The sequence below is a fragment of the Shewanella sp. SG44-2 genome (genome assembly GCF_014164215.1).
In the GTDB taxonomy this organism is placed as follows: Bacteria; Pseudomonadota; Gammaproteobacteria; order Enterobacterales; family Shewanellaceae; genus Shewanella; species Shewanella frigidimarina.
On the sequence record NZ_JACJEU010000034.1, the window covers coordinates 26,873 to 44,327 of the forward strand.

At 41.0% G+C, this 17,455-nt stretch carries 13 protein-coding genes and 2 tRNA genes; 8 read left to right on the top strand and 7 right to left on the bottom strand.

Translation table 11 applies throughout. The annotated features are described in order from the left end of the window. Positions 1-2 precede the first annotated feature (2 nt). The 3 genes from H5181_RS18230 to H5181_RS18240 all read right to left on the bottom strand — a co-directional run bounded on the left by H5181_RS18230 (position 3) and on the right by H5181_RS18240 (position 3,685). A complete protein-coding gene (locus H5181_RS18230) occupies positions 3-1,202 on the bottom strand; it encodes an efflux RND transporter periplasmic adaptor subunit (RefSeq protein ID WP_123777944.1) in 1,200 nt (399 codons plus the stop codon). A gap of 453 nt (positions 1,203-1,655) precedes the next feature. Then, positions 1,656-2,876: an ATP-dependent RNA helicase SrmB gene (gene srmB / locus H5181_RS18235; RefSeq protein ID WP_011636147.1), complete on the bottom strand. Its 1,221-nt coding sequence runs from the start codon at positions 2,874-2,876 to the stop codon at positions 1,656-1,658. A gap of 53 nt (positions 2,877-2,929) precedes the next feature. Beyond that, positions 2,930-3,685 (bottom strand): tRNA1(Val) (adenine(37)-N6)-methyltransferase, encoded by a 756-nt coding sequence (locus tag H5181_RS18240; RefSeq protein WP_123777943.1) that lies wholly within the window; start codon positions 3,683-3,685, stop codon positions 2,930-2,932. 481 nt (positions 3,686-4,166) lie between these two features. Here H5181_RS18240 and brnQ point away from each other — a divergent pair, with 481 nt between their 5' ends. The 4 genes from brnQ (at position 4,167) to recJ (ending at position 9,206) form a co-directional block, all read left to right on the top strand. Then, positions 4,167-5,498: a branched-chain amino acid transport system II carrier protein gene (gene brnQ / locus H5181_RS18245; RefSeq protein ID WP_041412764.1), complete on the top strand. Its 1,332-nt coding sequence runs from the start codon at positions 4,167-4,169 to the stop codon at positions 5,496-5,498. A gap of 89 nt (positions 5,499-5,587) precedes the next feature. Further along, the gene (gene xerD, locus H5181_RS18250; protein ID WP_182751692.1) at positions 5,588-6,493 is read left to right on the top strand and encodes a site-specific tyrosine recombinase XerD; all 906 of its coding nucleotides are present in this window, start codon (positions 5,588-5,590) and stop codon (positions 6,491-6,493) included. A gap of 144 nt (positions 6,494-6,637) precedes the next feature. Continuing rightward, the gene (dsbC, locus tag H5181_RS18255; protein ID WP_041412766.1) at positions 6,638-7,366 is read left to right on the top strand and encodes a bifunctional protein-disulfide isomerase/oxidoreductase DsbC; all 729 of its coding nucleotides are present in this window, start codon (positions 6,638-6,640) and stop codon (positions 7,364-7,366) included. 115 nt (positions 7,367-7,481) lie between these two features. Further along, positions 7,482-9,206 (top strand): single-stranded-DNA-specific exonuclease RecJ, encoded by a 1,725-nt coding sequence (recJ, locus tag H5181_RS18260; RefSeq protein WP_182751694.1) that lies wholly within the window; start codon positions 7,482-7,484, stop codon positions 9,204-9,206. Between the two features lie 283 nt (positions 9,207-9,489). Here recJ and H5181_RS18265 read toward each other — a convergent pair. From H5181_RS18265 to H5181_RS18275, 3 genes are all read right to left on the bottom strand, one after another. Beyond that, positions 9,490-9,576, bottom strand: a tRNA-Leu gene (locus H5181_RS18265). 59 nt (positions 9,577-9,635) lie between these two features. Next, positions 9,636-9,711, bottom strand: a tRNA-Phe gene (locus H5181_RS18270). A 325-nt stretch (positions 9,712-10,036) separates the two neighbouring features. Continuing rightward, complete coding sequence (locus tag H5181_RS18275; protein ID WP_182751696.1) at positions 10,037-10,798, bottom strand: outer membrane protein assembly factor BamD; 762 nt, start codon at positions 10,796-10,798, stop codon at positions 10,037-10,039. Between the two features lie 123 nt (positions 10,799-10,921). Here H5181_RS18275 and rluD point away from each other — a divergent pair, with 123 nt between their 5' ends. The 3 genes from rluD to clpB all read left to right on the top strand — a co-directional run bounded on the left by rluD (position 10,922) and on the right by clpB (position 15,362). Further along, on the top strand, positions 10,922-11,896 hold the full coding sequence (gene rluD, locus H5181_RS18280; RefSeq protein ID WP_059746300.1) for a 23S rRNA pseudouridine(1911/1915/1917) synthase RluD: 975 nt from the start codon (positions 10,922-10,924) through the stop codon (positions 11,894-11,896). Next, entirely contained in the window at positions 11,896-12,624 is a 729-nt protein-coding gene (gene pgeF, locus H5181_RS18285) for a peptidoglycan editing factor PgeF (RefSeq protein WP_123777941.1), read from the top strand. The genes rluD and pgeF overlap by 1 nt, the downstream gene beginning before the upstream one ends. A gap of 164 nt (positions 12,625-12,788) precedes the next feature. Further along, on the top strand, positions 12,789-15,362 hold the full coding sequence (gene clpB, locus H5181_RS18290) for an ATP-dependent chaperone ClpB (protein WP_182751698.1): 2,574 nt from the start codon (positions 12,789-12,791) through the stop codon (positions 15,360-15,362). 61 nt (positions 15,363-15,423) lie between these two features. Here the strand turns inward: clpB and H5181_RS18295 are convergent, their stop codons facing one another. After that, positions 15,424-15,867, bottom strand: a complete 444-nt coding sequence (locus H5181_RS18295) for a DUF4124 domain-containing protein (RefSeq protein WP_011636157.1) — start codon at positions 15,865-15,867, stop codon at positions 15,424-15,426. A gap of 99 nt (positions 15,868-15,966) precedes the next feature. On the opposite strand from H5181_RS18295, the gene pssA reads away from it, so the two are divergent. Next, positions 15,967-16,800 carry a CDP-diacylglycerol--serine O-phosphatidyltransferase gene (pssA, locus tag H5181_RS18300; RefSeq protein ID WP_182751699.1) on the top strand — a complete coding sequence of 278 codons (834 nt, stop codon included), beginning with the start codon at positions 15,967-15,969 and terminating at the stop codon, positions 16,798-16,800. Positions 16,801-17,455: the final 655 nt, after the last annotated feature.

The following is a 17,455-nucleotide window of genomic DNA, read 5'->3' on the forward strand; positions in this document are numbered from 1 at the left end:
TATTATTCACCTGCAGTCGTAGCGGCTTGGGTGTCAGTATCGACTGGTTCAGTCTTGGTTTCTTCACCCAGTACTTTGATAGCCTGTCCTGAATTCAAGCTGTTAATGCTAGTGGTTGATACGCGCTCATTTGCCTTGAAACTGCCTTGAATATAAATGGTATCAACGTCTGAGCGAATAATGTTCACCTTGCGCATTTCGATAATATTATCTGCACTCACTACGGCAACCTGACCATTACGCACCACATGACGAGGTAGCTTTACTACATCATTAACGGTTCTGCCTGTGATAACGGCATTAACAAAGCTGCCGTATTTTAAGGGTAACTGACCTTCGGTTTTGTTGTTGCGCAGATACGGGTCATGAATTTCAGCAACGAGGTATACCATGCGAGTTTGTTCGTCGATGACGTTTTCGCTGCGCACTATATTTCCTTGCCAAGAGACTTGCTTACCCGCCAGCAATGCTGTGAGTGTCACTGCGGTTTCAGGATTATCGACAGACTCTAAATAAGCGAGATCTTCATTTGCTAACGGCAATCTGATTTCGGCAATACTGGTGTCGTATAGCTCACCTAAGTTTGTGCCTAACGTGACATATTGGCCTAAGTCGACATTGCGGGCCTTAATTATGCCGTCAAATGGCGCGCGAATAACGGTGCGCGCTAAGTTACGTTGTGCGCGTGCTAATGCAGCTTCTGCATACTTGACGTTGGCTTGTTCTTTTTTCAGTTGTGGAATACGTAACCCTAGCTCTGGCGGTAAGCCTTTGCCAAAGTCTTTAAATTCAATTTTAGCCACTACACCGCGGGCTTTTTCTTCATTTAATGCAGCTGTTGCTTGAGCGACAGTCGCTTCGGCCTGAATAAGGTCAGCTTCGTAATCAGATGGTTCGATAATAGCCAGTTGTTCGCCTTTTTTAACCACGCCACCGGCAACAAAATTGGCTGAAATACCCAACATGCGCCCTTGAACTTCGGTGACAAGCTGAGTTTTATATTTGGGATTTACCACGCCATAAGAGGGTAAGTTAAGTGACAAGGTTTGCGGCGTAACAGTTTGCACATCAATAATAGGTACACTGATAGCTTCATCTTTTTGCTCTGGAGCTTCTTGGGTGCTAATAAGTGCCAGGGCTAACCCAACAAATACAATAATGATCAAGAGTGGTGACAACCTTCTTAGTATGATTTTTATCATTTCTTTTGCGTATCCATGCTGAAATAATGCTAAAGACAGTTAACTTCGTTGGCTAACATGTTCATTCAGATTCATTTTTATGACTCATTACATCTAAATTAACAGAGTATGACGTTTATCTAAATAGTTTGATGTAAATAAAATGTTTCAAAATTTTGTGTTTTTTATGATTCTACGATTAAAGCTTAATAAACGGATATTTTTGAGATGTTTGAGCTAGGATGAAATGTACTGTTAACGTTTTAATTCATAGTAATTAGCGGCTTAGAATTGATTTACTTGGTGGGTGTTTTTTGTGCATAAATTGACATATCTTGACACTTTGCAGTGGTATTAGGTCTAGTTAGTGATGATTTATAGGCTTTAGGGATAAAAAAAGCGAATTACAGAGTAATTCGCTTTAATACTAGTTGGTCAATGTATTTTAGGACGTAATATAAGTCTGCCTAAAAGTTACTTTTTCTTATATTTTTTCGATTTAACTCGAGCATCTTTTGCATTGGCTTTTTTCTTACCAGGCACTTTAGCTTCTTTGTGTTTAGGGCGAAGTTCTTCAATCACACGGCGTTTCAGTGGGATCTCAATGTAACGTTCAATTTTAGACACAATACGCATATCGTGCGCTTCAACTAATGAAATCGCTGTTCCTTTTGCGCCCGCACGCGCAGTACGGCCAATTCGATGAACATACGCGTCAGCAGAACGTGGCATGTCAAAGTTAATCACATGAGTAATATCATCAACATCGATTCCTCGAGCTGCAACATCTGTCGCCAAAAGCACATTCACTTCGCCTTTAGAAAAACGACCCAGTGCTTGGAAGCGTTTTTTCTGCTCCATATCGCCACGCATAAATGCACATGGGATATTCGCTTTTAGCAATAAACCTTCAAGGCTGGCAACCATTTCGCGAGTTTTAACAAACACAATGGTGCGTGTAACATTTTCTTGTTGAAGAATATGACATAACAACGCAAATTTATGTGCTTGATCGTCAGCCAAGTGAACCCACTGGTGTACTTTGGCTTTTTCACTGCGTGGCGCTTCAACATCGACCATTACTGGATCGGTTAATAAGTCGCGAGCGAAACGGTTAACCCCATTACCTTCAAGCGTGGCAGAAAACAGCATGTTCTGTTTGCGGCCTTGAGCTTCAATGGCAATTGATTGCACTACTGATGAGAAACCCATATCAAGCATACGGTCAGCTTCATCAATAATTAAAATTTCAACTTCAGTGGCGTCAAATTTGTCTTTATCTAGGTATTCCATTAATCGACCAGGGGTGGCGATCAATAAATCAACATTGTCTGCAAGTGCTTCTTCTTGTGGGCCATATGGCACACCACCAGTAATAATGGCGATATTAAGCTCAAGCCCAGTGGCTAAATGGCTTGCATAACGATGAATTTGACTGGCTAATTCACGTGTTGGCGTTAGCACCAAAATGCGTGCTTGGCCTTCAAAACGACGTGGGAAGTCAATAAGGTGCTGTAAAGCAGGCAGTAAAAAACTGGCTGTCTTACCGGTGCCGGTTGGCGCACGCGCTAAAATATCCCGCTGATCCATGGCCAATGGAATAGTTTGCTGCTGAATAGTGGTAGGGGTGTTGTGTCCCATGGCCTTGAGTGACTCTAATAAGCTAGGGTCGAGCTGGAAATCTTCAAATTGCATGCGCTGGTCTCGCTGAAAAATAGTTGAGTATTATAGCTGACCTAATGAGCAGGCTAAAGCTTTAAGTAGAATGGACGACATAAATCTATCATCGTTTCGCTGTATCGCCCTTGTTTATCGCGGATCGTCATTTGATGATACTGAGTTTCCACAGCAGGATTGGTTAGTGTTTGTGGTTCAGCTGTTGTTGGGTCGTGTTGGATTGCTAATATTGATCGGTTAGCTACCTTTCCCTCAATGCTAATGATATCAAGCTGCTTAGCAACGAATAGACCATAAGCGTTAAGTTGTTGGATAAAACTGGCTAAACTTTGCAGCGGTAAAATAACACTTGCCGTGCCTTGCGGGGCTAGTAATTGGCTAATCACGTTCTGTAATTCTGCAAAGGACAAGGTATTAGTATGTCTGGCGTCAGCACGTGCACTATTTTTCGCTTGTGTGCCCTGTTCAAAGTAGGGAGGGTTACAAATAATATGGTCGAATAATGGCTCATCATTGTTGTTGTGCCGTTGTTGGAAGTCTTGAATAGCACCGTGAAATAGTTGCACTGTCTCTGACCAAGGGCTTTGCTTAATATTAAATTGGCAAGCCTTTGCTGCAGCATTGTCTATTTCTACTGCAATAATACTGGTGTGATGAGGACTTCGTTGTGCAGCCATTAAACTGAGTAAACCACTTCCTGCACCGATATCTAAAATATGACTTGATTGAGTTAATTCAGCCCAAGCTCCGAGTAAAACGGCATCAGTACTGACTGCCATACCACACTGTTGATCATCGATATGAAATTGTTTAAACGTAAAAGACATAGATAATTGATTACTCTTTGGGCTGTGTGGACGACTCGGATAAGATCATAACTGCTTTGATTTTTACTGTCGCGTGTTAATTGTCTCCAGCCTGTATGGTTGACTTTTTGTTATGGTCAATTAACTTAAAAATCATAGATGTGGTGAATATGTACACAAGTCTTGCCATAAATCGTAACTAAACTGGTTTTTTTTATTGTTTAGGGGGCTGGAGCTTGAGTATTAAGGCGATATTTGGTATTAGTTTGCGCGCTTTTTTACGAATTAAATCGAGTAAAAAGTCTAATTAAGGCTATTTGACAGGGATGTAACGCTGAATACTGAGTTAACGAGTCATTTTCGTTACTCTCTTAACAAAGTTTACTATTTTTTAAGTGTATTTTTAACTTTACAATTTATTATTCGTTCAGCTCAGCAGTAGCTAATTATGGCGTAATCAATTAGGTTTGTTAAAAAACATAACAATAAAACGAGGCTAGTAGTGCAAACAACCAAAATGAGTGTGACTGATACGCTAGGGTTAGGGTTTATGACCTTTGCGTTTTTTTTAGGTGCGGGTAACTTAATTTTCCCACCTTTTGCTGGCATGCTTGCTGGCGAGAATATGTCTTTTGCGATGTTCGGTTTCTTAATTACCGCAGTGGGTATGCCACTTATAGGCTTAATTGCCGTTGCTAAAGCTAACGGTAAAGTGATGGCGTTATTACCTGCGTTTGCGGCTACAGCATTAGCCATTGCGATTTATATCATCATTGGCCCAGCATTTGCCGCCCCACGTACTGCATTGGTGGCATTTGAAATTGGCGCAAGACCTTTTATTAGTAATCCCGATGCGTTAATGATGCTCGGCGGCAAAGAGTTCAGTATTGCGCAACTTATTTATACTTTGGTGTTTTTCTCCATTGTGATGTTTTTATCTTTATTTCCAGGAAAATTACTCGATAGCGTTGGTAAAATACTTACGCCTGTATTGATTCTACTATTGGTGGGATTAGCCAGTTCTGTGATTATTCTTCCTGGCGCAGAGGTGAACCTGCCGGTTGGTGAATATATTAATAGTCCATTAACCAAAGGGATTATTGAAGGTTATAACACCATGGATACCTTGGCATCATTGATGTTTGGTATGCTAATCATCGATTTGTTGCGCAAAAAAGGTGTTAACGATGCGGCCGATCAAACTAAGTATTTAGTTCGTGCAGCATTTATTGCTGCTGGTGGTTTAGCATTTGTGTATGTGTCGTTATTTTATCTTGGTGCTTCAGCAGGTGATTTTGCTATTGGTGCCGACAATGGTGGCCAAATTTTAACAAACTATGTGACTCATCATTTTGGCAATATTGGCACCTTAATGCTGTCAACGGTTGTGACGCTTGCTTGCTTAACGACTGCGGTTGGTTTAGTCACCGCTTGTTCTGAATTTTTTAATGAATTAATGCCTAGATTATCGTACAAGTTGCTGGTGGTTTTATTAAGTGTGATTTGTGCCACTGTCGCTAACGTAGGTTTATCGCAATTAATAAGCATCAGTATTCCTGTGTTAATGACGATTTACCCAGTTGCGATAGCATTGGTATTGGTGACTTTTTTGACAGAACGCTTTGCTAGACCGGCATTTTCGCATCGTGTCGTGCTGAGTGTGGCATTATTTTTCGGTATTTTTGATGGGTTACAAACGGCAGGCATGGATATGAGCTTCCTAGACTTTATGCCACTGCATGTAGAGGGGATGGCTTGGTTGCTACCTACTGCGTTAACGGCAATTGTGTGTTTGTTTATACCCAAAAATCTGGATCAAAAAGCGGATGCTTAATTGTTAAATAGATCATAATTAACAGAGCAATATAACGACGTTATGATAGATTATCTAACGTCGTTTTTTATTATTTATTGGATACCGCTTTGGCCAAACCTGTTTATCAACCCGATCCTTTAATTAACCAGTTTCTTGATGATTTATGGTCAACTAACGGGCTAAGTGATAATACCTTGGTATCTTATCGTACAGATTTACAAAATGCAGAACGTTACATTTTGACTAAAGGTAAGGATTTACTGCAAGTTGACCAGGCCTTACTGCGTGATTATCTTGCTGAACGTTTTGATAAGCAATTTGCTAAAAGTAGTACAGCGAGACTTCTCAGTAGTTTACGGCGTTTTTATGCTTACTTATTAGTTAAGCAGAAAATTAGCCAAGACCCGACTGCTTTAATCAAGTCACCTAAGCTCGTTCGCCAATTACCGGATACATTGTCTGAAGCGCAAATAGACAATTTATTATCAGAGCCAAATATTGATGATCCGATCGAGCACCGAGATAAAGCCATGTTAGAGCTTTTGTATGCCACAGGGCTGCGGGTAACTGAATTGGTAAGTTTAACGATGGAGCAGATTAGTTTGCGCGAAGGTTTAGTGAGGGTGATGGGTAAAGGAGGCAAAGAGCGTTTGGTCCCTTTAGGTGAACTGGCCATTACAGCTGTTGAGCAGTACATCAAGTTTGCTCGTGCTGAACTATTAAGTATGAAACAGTCTGATGTTTTGTTTCCCTCTCGCCGTGGGCAAATGATGACCAGACAAACCTTTTGGCATCGAATTAAATTGTATGCGGCCAGAGCCGGTATTCAATGTCATCTATCTCCACATACGTTACGCCATGCTTTTGCTACCCATTTACTTAACCATGGCGCAGATTTACGTGTGGTACAATTGTTACTCGGTCACAGTGATTTATCGACCACTCAAATTTATACACATGTTGCTAAAGTACGCTTACAGCAACTACATAGCCAACATCATCCACGCGGTTAGCTTAGCGGGTTGTGTATCCGTGTGGGTTTCAAATTCTTACATTTAAGATAATGAGTATTTGTTGCGCTAGCGAAATTAAATCTGTAAGTTTTGCTTACGAAGTCGGGTCTATTGATTATGAACCCGTGTAATATAGGAATTACCATGAAGTTAACTAAAGCATTCGCCCTTGTTGCCAGCCTTATTATTGCCCCTATTGTGTCAGCGGCAACTGCGACCGATGTATCCAATGAATCAGCATTAAAGCAAAAACTCACTGAAACCTTAGGGGTCAACGTGATGCTCATTCAACAATCTCCAGTCGATGGTTTATATCAAGCACTAACAGATCGCGGAGTCCTATACGTCACCAAAGATGGCGCAAAGCTATTTCATGGCAATCTGTATGACATGGATAAAGGCATGAAAAACTTAACTGAGGCAGCTTTAGCTGGACCTCGTATAGAGTTACTTAAGCCGTTTGAAGATGAGATGTTGGTTTACAAAGCGAAAAACGAAAAGCATGTGGTCACAATATTTACCGACGTAGATTGTGGTTATTGCCGTAAGCTGCATAATCAAATGCAAGGCTATAATGATTTAGGTATTACGATTCGTTATTTAGCTTATCCTCGTGCGGGCATTCCATCTGCTAATGCAGACGAGATGCAAGCGGTATGGTGTGCTAAAGATCCTTTAAAAGCGATGACAGAAGCTAAAAATGGTGGCAATGTTAAAGCGGCTAGTTGTGATATTGATATTGCAGCGCAGTATAAGTTAGGTATGTCATTCGGTGTTAACGGCACACCAGCGTTGATTTTAGAAAATGGTGTGATGGTACCTGGTTATCAAGCTCCGGCAGACTTATTACGTACGATTGAATCGAATTTATAATTCAGACTAGTAAATCAACGTCGTAAAGCGTGTGCTAAAAACGTAAAATCAAGGTGAGCTTAGGCTCACCTTTTTGTTATGCTCTTTTCTCTAATTACCCGTTTAAGGTTGCCTTTTGTCTCATAAAATAGTCCGTCGCCCTCAGGTTGATGATAGTCATTTACCTGCTTCTTTATCACCATTACTGAAACAGCTCTATGCTCGCCGTGGCGTCAATGAAGATAACTGCGAATTAGTGCTAAGTAAGTTATTGCGCCCAGATACCATGAAAGGGCTTGCAGAAGCCGCTGTGATTATTGCGGATGCTATTGCTGCGCAGCAATCGATTCTGATTGTTGGAGATTTTGATGCTGATGGTGCCACGTCGACTAGTGTGTGTATGTTGGCGCTGAAAATGATGGGGGCTAAGCATGTTGACTACCTTATTCCCAATCGGTTTGATTATGGTTATGGCTTAAGCCCTGAAATTGTTGCGGTGGCTTTTACTAAAAATGCAGATGTACTCATTACCGTTGATAATGGTATTTCGTCAATTGAAGGGGTGGCAGCAGCAAAGTTGCTGGGAATGACTGTTATCGTGACAGACCACCATTTACCTGGCAGCACTTTGCCCAATGCTGATGTTATTGTTAATCCAAATCAGCCCGGTTGTCAGTTTGCCAGTAAGTCTATTGCCGGTGTTGGGGTAGCGTTTTATCTGATGTCTGCTTTACGTGCAGAATTAAGGCAGCGTAATTGGTATCAACAACAGCAAATTACTGAGCCTAATCTGGGCACATTGCTTGATATTGTCGCTTTAGGTACTGTCGCAGATGTTGTGTCGCTAGACACGAATAACCGTATTCTAGTCAATGCTGGTTTGCAGCGAGTCAGAAGTGGCCGCTGTCGTGTTGGCATTACAGCATTGCTTGAAGTGGCTAAGCGGAGTCCTGAAAAGATTGTTGCTGCTGATTTTGGTTTTGCAGTTGGACCTCGGCTCAATGCTGCTGGTCGTTTAGATGAAATGGCACTAGGGGTTGAAACCTTACTGTGTGAAGACATTATGTTAGCCAGAAGAATGGCAGCCGAATTAGATGGATTAAACCAAGAGCGCCGCGAACTTGAAACGGGTATGCAGCAAGAGGCATTAAAGAGTTTATCGAAAGTGTCGCTCAATGAAGAAGATTTGCCGTGGGGTATCGCCATTTTTCAGGAAGATTGGCATCAAGGTGTTATTGGCATTTTGGCCTCACGAATTAAGGATCGTTATCATCGGCCGGTTATTGCCTTTGCCGATGCCGGTGATGGTGCGATAAAAGGTTCTGCCCGGTCGATTAAAGGCCTGCATATGCGAGATTTACTCGAACGCATTAATGGTCTCTATCCTGGAATGATAACCAAGTTTGGTGGTCATGCTATGGCAGCAGGGCTATCGTTAAAAGCAGATGTGTTCGAGCAGTTTAAGCAAGCTTATGATGATGCGGTAAGAGAAGTATTAGATTATGAACAGCTGACGGGAGAGTTGCTCTCTGATGGTGAGTTATCGAGCCCATTAATGACGCTTGATACAGCATTTTTATTACGAAATGCAGGACCATGGGGGCAGTCCTTTGAAGAGCCGCTCTTTGATGGCGTATTCAAGGTCGTGCAACAGCGTATCGTAGGTGAAAAACACTTAAAATTATTACTTGAGACTGAATGTGGCAGTACGATGTTAGACGGCATTGCTTTTAATGTGGATTTAGCCATATGGCCTGATGCAAGCATTAAACATGCGCGTGTGGTCTATAAGCTTGATGTGAACGAGTTTAGAGGAAATCAAACTGTGCAGCTAATGGTGGATTATATTGAGCCCATGTAATCACTGTTTTATGTTGTCGCAGGTTTTCTGGCGAGTTGACGGACTCGTCAGTGAACCAACTGTTTGATGGAGCATAACGAGGTAGCGATATTGTAGCGTTAACATCCAACTGATTTTATTGTCAATGCACTAACTATTAGCGATACAGTGAAGCAATCAAGTTAATATGTTATCTGAGCAGCTAAATAATATGTGGCTTTAACACTCTTTAAAGTGATACAAGCAACAAAAACAAAAAGGCCTCGCAATGCGAGGCCTTTTTGTTAAATCGTATAAAGTTATTTGGTACAGGTGAGAGGACTTGAACCTCCACGCCCTTACGAGCATCAGCACCTGAAGCTGACGTGTCTACCAATTCCACCACACCTGCAAAACATGTATCGCGAAATAACTTTATTCTATTAGTCGCTGTCGCCACCAATGTAAATATGGTGCCCGAACCCGGAATCGAACCAGGGACACGAGGATTTTCAATCCTCTGCTCTACCGACTGAGCTATTCGGGCTACGGACGCAATTTAAAGGATTTTGACCCATTGAGTCAACCTGTTTTTAATATTTATATCAAAAATCGATTTGTTTGGATGTATTTTGGGCGTATCGAATGTAATTCAGCCTAAGTATCATATTGTCATAAATACTTCATTCATATGATGGTTGCTACAGCAAATGGTGTTATGGTGCCGTTTTACTTGTGTGATAACCATAACAAGTAAAAATATTGAATAATGGCGACTCAATTATTCAATATTGAAAAATCAGATATAAAAAAACGCTCCGAGGAGCGTTTAATGCGAAACATTAATTAATAGTCGTGAGTTTGAATGATGACTAGTTAGATAATACTTCGTTAGTTGGAAAGTTTGCTTTCATTACGGTTTTAACGTTTTGTTGTAATTTTTCCTGGCCTAATTCGCCATACGCTTTAACCATAATTTCTAACGCGCGTTCAGTTGATGGTGTTCCAGGGAACTTTTCCATAACTGATTGAGCACGAACAGCAGCTGCACTCCATGCATTCATTTTGATATAATATTCTGCAACTTGAATTGAATATTTAGCCAAACGGTTCTTTAAGAACTGCATGCGTTGTTGAGCGTCGGCAGAATACTTGCTATTTGGATACGATTTAATCAATCGATCAAAATCTTTAAATGCATCTTGAGCATTTTTAGGATCACGATCGGTACGATCAATATTCATTAAATCGTGAAATAAGTAATTATCTGCCTGCATATTCGTTAAACCACGCATATAATAGACGTAATCTATATTAGGATGTGTTGGATTGAGGCGTAAAAAGCGATCAATATTGGCAAGTCCTGAGGCAGCATCATCCATTTTGTAATACGCATAAATCAAGTCTAATTGAACTTGAGTTTTGTGCGGACCAAATGGAAAACGAGAGTCCAATGCTTCAAGTGAACGAACGGCTTTAGAGTAATTACCTAATTCCATTGACGTTCTTGCTTGAGAATACAGGACATCAGGTGATGCTTTACTGGCAACATCATCGTCTTCTGGACTGCTACTACAGGCTGTTATAGCCAGTGAAAGTAATACTAGGGCGGCACCTTTGGCAATTTTATACATACTTGAATTCAATTCTTTTTAAGTTGTTGTTAAGAATTTTTCCATTTCACGGTAAAATAGAAAACATCCGATTGTAACAGATAGCACATTCACTTTGGACCCCTAAACTGGGGTACGGTTCCTATGACACAAGAGATTAATCTAAAAAGCGAGATCACAGCAACACAAACCGGTCTGAGATTAGACCAAGCATTAGCTGGTTTGTTCCCTGACTACTCGCGCACACGCATCAAGGAATGGATCCTATCTGGTGCAATTACTATTGACGGTATCACAGTCGACAAGCCACGGGAAAAGGTTTTCGAGTCTCAGTTGATAGAAGTGACGGCAACACTTGAAGAAGAAGTGAGTGCTAAAGCGCAAAATATCGACTTAAATATTATTTATGAAGACGACCATATTATTGTCATTAACAAGCAAGCTGGTTTAGTTGTTCATCCTGGCGCTGGTAATGCAGACGGTACGTTGATGAATGCTTTATTATACCATTGTCCAGATATTGAACATGTACCAAGAGCGGGTATTGTTCATCGTTTAGATAAAGACACTACAGGGCTAATGGTTGTTGCTAAAACAGTTGAAGCACAAACACATTTGGTTGCCGCATTACAGGCGCGTGATATTGTTCGCGAGTATGAAGCGATTGTATTAGGCACTATGACGGCAGGTGGCACGGTTGATGAACCTATTGAACGTCACGCAACTAGACGTACTCAAATGGCCGTTATCCATGGAGGTCGTCCATCGGTGACTCATTATCGTGTGTCTGAAAAGTTCCGAGCTCATACGCGTTTACGTTTGCGTCTGGAATCTGGTCGTACTCACCAAATTCGTGTTCATATGGCGCATATTGGTCATGAGTTAGTTGGCGATCCGGTTTATGGTGGTCGTCCTCGTCCGCCTAAATCAGCGAGCCCAGAGTTTTTTGAATTACTCAAAAACTTTAAGCGCCAAGCTTTACATGCAGTGCGTTTAGAACTTGCTCATCCATTTACCTGTGAAATCATGACTTGGCATGCGCCGATCCCTGATGACATGGTTGAGCTGACAAAAGCACTACGAGTCGATACTGAGCTTAATCCGATAGTGTATTTATAATGCTTGAGCACGATTGGCCAATACCAGCTAACGTTGCCATTGCGATGACAAATCGTTTTGGTGGCGTCAGCGTTAGCCCATTTGATAGTTTGAATTTAGGGCTACATGTTGGTGATAAGCCTCAAGATGTATTCGCTAATCGTGCAATATTAACTCAGCAATTATCATTACCGGCTGAGCCAACTTGGCTTGAACAAGTTCATGGTACTAATGTTGTTGATGTACAAACATTGATCCCAGGCAGTGCTATAGCGTTAGCTGATGGCTGTTACAGTAATCAGTTTGGCCATGTATGTGTAGTAATGACGGCCGATTGCTTACCAATATTATTATGTAATCAACAAGGTACCGAAGTTGCCGCTGTTCATGCCGGGTGGCGCGGTTTGTGTGAGGGCGTCATCGAGCAAGCATTGGCGATGTTTCATTCACCACCGTCAACATTAATCGCATACTTAGGTCCTGCAATTGGTCCTTGTGCATTTGAAGTTGGTCCTGATGTTCGTGATGCTTTTATCAATAAAAATCCGCAAGCGGCAACTCATTTTATCCAATATAATGCTAAATATTTAGCTGATTTAGTCGGCTTAGCTAAGTTGCGTTTATCTACAGCAGGCGTTACTCAAACTTATAGCGCAGATGTGTGTACCTTTTCTGAACCTGATTACTTTTCTTACCGTCGTGACAAGCAAACTGGACGAATGGCTTCTCTCATTTGGCTAAAATCTTAAGTTATTATTGGTAACAACTTTCAAGTATAAAAAATCAACAATTTTTTGATCCAGATTAAGTTTTAACCTTGAGTTTACATTAAATGCCCCCATCTTTAAGTTAACAAATTATTCATTTCTGAATTAATTTCCCATTCCACATGTATCAGATCCTAGGAGGTTGTATGAGACTCGATCGTATGACTAATAAGTTTCAAATTGCCATTTCTGATGCCCAATCATTAGCATTGGGACGCGATCATCAATTTATTGAACCTATTCATTTAATGATGGCGCTGTTAAATCAAGATTCTGGTTCTATCCATTCTTTACTTACGCAAGCGGGCATTCGTGTTAGCGCGCTTCGCTCTGCGGTTAGCCAAGAGTTGGAGCGTTTTCCACAAGTTGAAGGTACTGGTGGTGATGTTCAGTTATCACAAGGGTTAATTCGTTTACTAAACCTATGCGATAAGTTAGCGCAAAAGCGCAAAGACAAATACATTTCATCTGAATTGTTTGTCTTGGCTGCATTGGAAAATAATGACCCCCTTGCCAAAGCATTAAAAGATTCTGGTGCAAGCAAAGAGTTAATGGAAAAAACCATTGAAGACATGCGTGGCGGGCAGAAAGTTGATGATCCCAATGCTGAAGATCAACGCCAAGCATTGAAAAAATTTACCGTAGATTTAACCGAGCGCGCAGAGCAAGGTAAGTTAGACCCTGTTATTGGTCGTGATGAGGAAATTCGTCGCACGATTCAAGTGCTACAACGCCGTACTAAAAATAATCCGGTATTAATTGGTGAACCTGGTGTCGGTAAAACCGCCATTGTTGAAGGTTTAGCTCAGCGTATTGTTAATGGTGAAGTCCCTGAAGGGATTAAAAATAAACGGGTATTGTCATTAGACATGGGGTCGTTAATTGCGGGAGCCAAATATCGCGGTGAGTTCGAAGAACGCTTAAAAGCAGTATTAAATGAGCTATCACAAGAAGAAGGTCAGGTCATTCTGTTTATTGATGAGCTGCATACCATGGTTGGCGCAGGTAAGGGCGAGGGCGCAATGGATGCTAGTAATATGCTTAAGCCTGCTTTAGCACGTGGTGATTTGCATTGTGTCGGCGCAACAACACTTGATGAATATCGTCAATATATTGAGAAAGATGCTGCACTTGAACGCCGTTTTCAAAAAGTAATTGTTGATGAACCGAGCGTTGAAGACACCATTGCCATTTTACGTGGTTTAAAAGAGCGTTACGAATTACATCATCATGTTGAAATAACTGATCCTGCTATTGTTGCAGCTGCAACCATGTCGCATCGTTATATTTCAGACCGTAAACTGCCTGACAAAGCTATCGACTTAATTGATGAAGCCGCATCGAGTATCAGGATGCAGATTGATTCTAAGCCCGAAGTGCTTGATCGATTAGAGCGCCGTGCTATTCAGCTTAAGCTGGAAGAACAAGCGTTAAGTAAAGAGTCAGACGAAGCCAGTCGTAAACGTCTTGAGTTTTTACAACATGAACTGAGAGATGTTGAAAGTAAAGCGGCTGAAATGAATGAGATTTGGCATACCGAGAAAGCAGCATTAGCAGGTACTCAACATATTAAAGCTGATCTCGAACAGGCGAGAATGGATTTAGAAGTTGCTCGACGTGCTGGTGACTTAACGCGGATGTCTGAATTACAGTATGGGCGTATTCCTGAACTTGAAAAACAGTTGGATTTAGCATCACAAGCCGAAATGCAAGATATGACACTGTTACGTAATAAAGTGACTGATGTCGAGATTGCAGAAGTACTATCGAAAGCGACAGGGATACCTGTTTCAAAAATGCTCGAAGGCGAACGTGAAAAACTATTGCATATGGAAACCGCATTACATGAACGTGTAATTGGCCAAAACGAGGCTGTGGATGCAGTATCTAATGCCATTCGCCGTAGCCGCGCCGGTCTTGCCGATCCGCAACGCCCAATCGGTTCGTTCTTGTTCCTCGGGCCTACTGGTGTCGGTAAAACTGAATTATGTAAATCGCTAGCTAAGTTTTTATTTGATTCAGAATCGGCTCTTGTGCGCATTGATATGTCTGAATTTATGGAAAAACATACCGTATCGCGTTTAGTTGGTGCCCCTCCAGGATATGTGGGTTATGAAGAAGGTGGTTATTTAACTGAAGCGGTTCGCCGTAAGCCTTACTCAGTGATTTTGTTAGACGAAGTTGAGAAGGCACATCCAGATGTATTTAACGTGTTGTTGCAAGTATTAGATGATGGCCGTTTAACAGATGGTCAAGGCAGAACGGTTGATTTTAAAAACACGGTAATCATCATGACCTCTAACCTTGGATCAGATATTATCCAAGAGGGCTTTGGTCATACGAGTTATGAAGAGATGAAAGCTGGGGTCATGAATGTTGTGACACAAAGCTTCCGTCCAGAGTTTTTGAATCGAATTGATGAGTCTGTGGTATTCCATCCCTTAGATGCAGAAAATATCAAACACATTGCCAGCATTCAATTTGAATTGTTGCGCAAGCGTCTTATTGAGAAAGAGTTTGATATTGAGTTGTCTGATACCGCTTTATCATTAATTGCCGAAGCTGGATTCGATCCTGTTTATGGTGCAAGGCCTTTAAAACGAGCATTGCAACAAGAAGTGGAGAATCCTTTAGCCCAAAAATTACTTCGAGGCCAATTATTGCCAGGTAAAATGATTAAAGTTGTAGTAGAAGATGGCAAGCTAGCTTTCAATCAATAATGTTATACCGCATTATTAGCTGAAGTTATTTGAACAAAGGGAGCATTAGCTCCCTTTTTTATTACTTGCTTTGACAAAATAACCTGACTCGCTCGGTGTTTTCAGCAATAGCAGCTTGCCTCTGTTCTTCTGTCATGGCGACAGTTTCACCAGTAGCTTTGTCTTGTTGATTTAATTTGCTGTGAGTCTTCAACACACTAAGGCTGTGCTTAGCACTTTTACAGATGTCTTTGGCTTGTTGTTTGTCTTTTTCATTAATGATCTTTGCTGACGTTTCTAATTCAGACTCCGCGTTAACAGCGGTTTTTTTTTGTGGTGTGTAAGTGCCAATTTTAGCGGGTTCCACATCTTCACTATAAATCTTGCTAGCATCTACATTTAAAGGTTGTTGCTGACTGTAATGCACAACCCCAGCATCATCCACCCAAGTGTAAATCGTCGCGGCATATAAGCATGCACTAAATGCAAAAGTAGCTAAGCCAAAAACTAAACGCATAATTCCCATGTGAGTATCCCAGAGCTAATTGACGACATGCTTGAATGTTTCAAAATATGCTATCTTTGAGTATAAATCCAACAACTAAAACGATAATGTGTAAAGTGTATGCAAAATTCACCTAATCACCCAGTAAAAAATAAAGGTATTTACTTATTACCCAACTTATTTACTACAGCAGGGCTGTTCTCTGGTTTTTATGCTGTCATTTCATCAATGAACGGTCACTTCGAGTCAGCGGCAATCGCTATCTTTATTGCTATGATTTGCGATGGACTCGATGGCAGAGTCGCAAGATTAACCAATACTCAAAGTGATTTTGGCGCTGAATATGATAGTTTGGCCGATATGGTTTCTTTTGGCATGGCTCCAGCCATCCTTGCTTACAATTGGGCATTACAAGACTTAGGTAAAATAGGTTGGTTAGCGGCTTTTATTTATTGCGCTTGCGCGGCATTGAGATTAGCTCGTTTCAATACCCAAGTTGGTGTTGCCGATAAACGTTATTTTCAAGGTCTAGCTAGTCCCGCTGCAGCAGCCTTAATCGCTGGAAGTATTTGGAGTGGTTCTAAATATGAGCTTGACCCTACCAATATAAATTACCTTGCTGCATTGATTACTGCCTTAACAGGACTACTCATGGTCAGTAACTTTCGCTATCACTCCTTTAAGGAAGTCGATTGGCGAGGGAAAGTAAATTTCGTGGTGATGTTATTGCTCGTAGGTGTGTTCGTTATTATTTCTGTAGAACCAGCAATTATTCTTTGTCTTGGTTTCTACATATATGCACTATCTGGACCTGTTATCACTATTAACGCTATTAAGAAGTTAAAAGTGGCCCACATCGTTGGCGGTGAATTGAATAAAACAGAGACACAACAACACTCGACCATCGATGACATCAATAGTACTGATAGTAGCAACGAGAAAAATGAAAGTTAACGATAGAGTGATTTTCTTCAATAGCATCTAACTGTAGAGTTTACGTAATTAGTTCATCTACTATATAGGTAGCTGAGGTAATCGTTGTTATTCGCCAATGTATTCATTAAATCACGTCTTTTTTATTGAAATAGTAAATATGTACTATAATTCTTATCCAGTTTTATATTCGTTAATGCGCTTCTGTATATTAACTGGAGTTTAATTAAGCAAAATCGAACGTGGTTGTTTATTTTTAATACCGTCTTGTTTGATTAGTATCCAGTTGATTACTTTTTTACTAAAAGCCATAAAAAAGGCCTTGCGCAAAAACGTGTGGTGCCTATAATGCGCATCCACTGACACGGCAGACAGCGCAAGCGGTTAGCCAGTCAGATTGAATTAAGTGCTTCAAAACATTGAGTTCAAGGTGAAAAGAAAGTTTGAAAAAACACTTGACGCCAACACGGGAAAGCGTAGAATACGCACCCCAAGCCAACGACCTAGCGTCAACGGCCGCTGAATGAAAAATCGAAAGATGTTCATGCTAGCAACGTTCTTTAACAATCTAAACAAGAAATCTGTGTGGACATTCACAGGTGTTGAGTTATTCGAAATTGTCTTCTGTTCTTCGGAATGTTGGCAATCAAAAAATTTAAACTCAATGCAACGATGA

Bases quoted from the DNA above. Each gene is read 5' to 3' on its own strand.
- H5181_RS18230 (WP_123777944.1), bottom strand. From the start codon at position 1,202: ATGATAAAAATCATACTAAGAAGGTTGTCACCACTCTTGATCATTATT.
- srmB (WP_011636147.1), bottom strand. From the start codon at position 2,876: ATGCAATTTGAAGATTTCCAGCTCGACCCTAGCTTATTAGAGTCACTC.
- H5181_RS18240 (WP_123777943.1), bottom strand. From the start codon at position 3,685: ATGTCTTTTACGTTTAAACAATTTCATATCGATGATCAACAGTGTGGT.
- dsbC (WP_041412766.1), top strand. From the start codon at position 6,638: ATGAAGTTAACTAAAGCATTCGCCCTTGTTGCCAGCCTTATTATTGCC.
- H5181_RS18275 (WP_182751696.1), bottom strand. From the start codon at position 10,798: ATGTATAAAATTGCCAAAGGTGCCGCCCTAGTATTACTTTCACTGGCT.
- rluD (WP_059746300.1), top strand. From the start codon at position 10,922: ATGACACAAGAGATTAATCTAAAAAGCGAGATCACAGCAACACAAACC.
- pgeF (WP_123777941.1), top strand. From the start codon at position 11,896: ATGCTTGAGCACGATTGGCCAATACCAGCTAACGTTGCCATTGCGATG.
- clpB (WP_182751698.1), top strand. From the start codon at position 12,789: ATGAGACTCGATCGTATGACTAATAAGTTTCAAATTGCCATTTCTGAT.
- H5181_RS18295 (WP_011636157.1), bottom strand. From the start codon at position 15,867: ATGGGAATTATGCGTTTAGTTTTTGGCTTAGCTACTTTTGCATTTAGT.
- pssA (WP_182751699.1), top strand. From the start codon at position 15,967: ATGCAAAATTCACCTAATCACCCAGTAAAAAATAAAGGTATTTACTTA.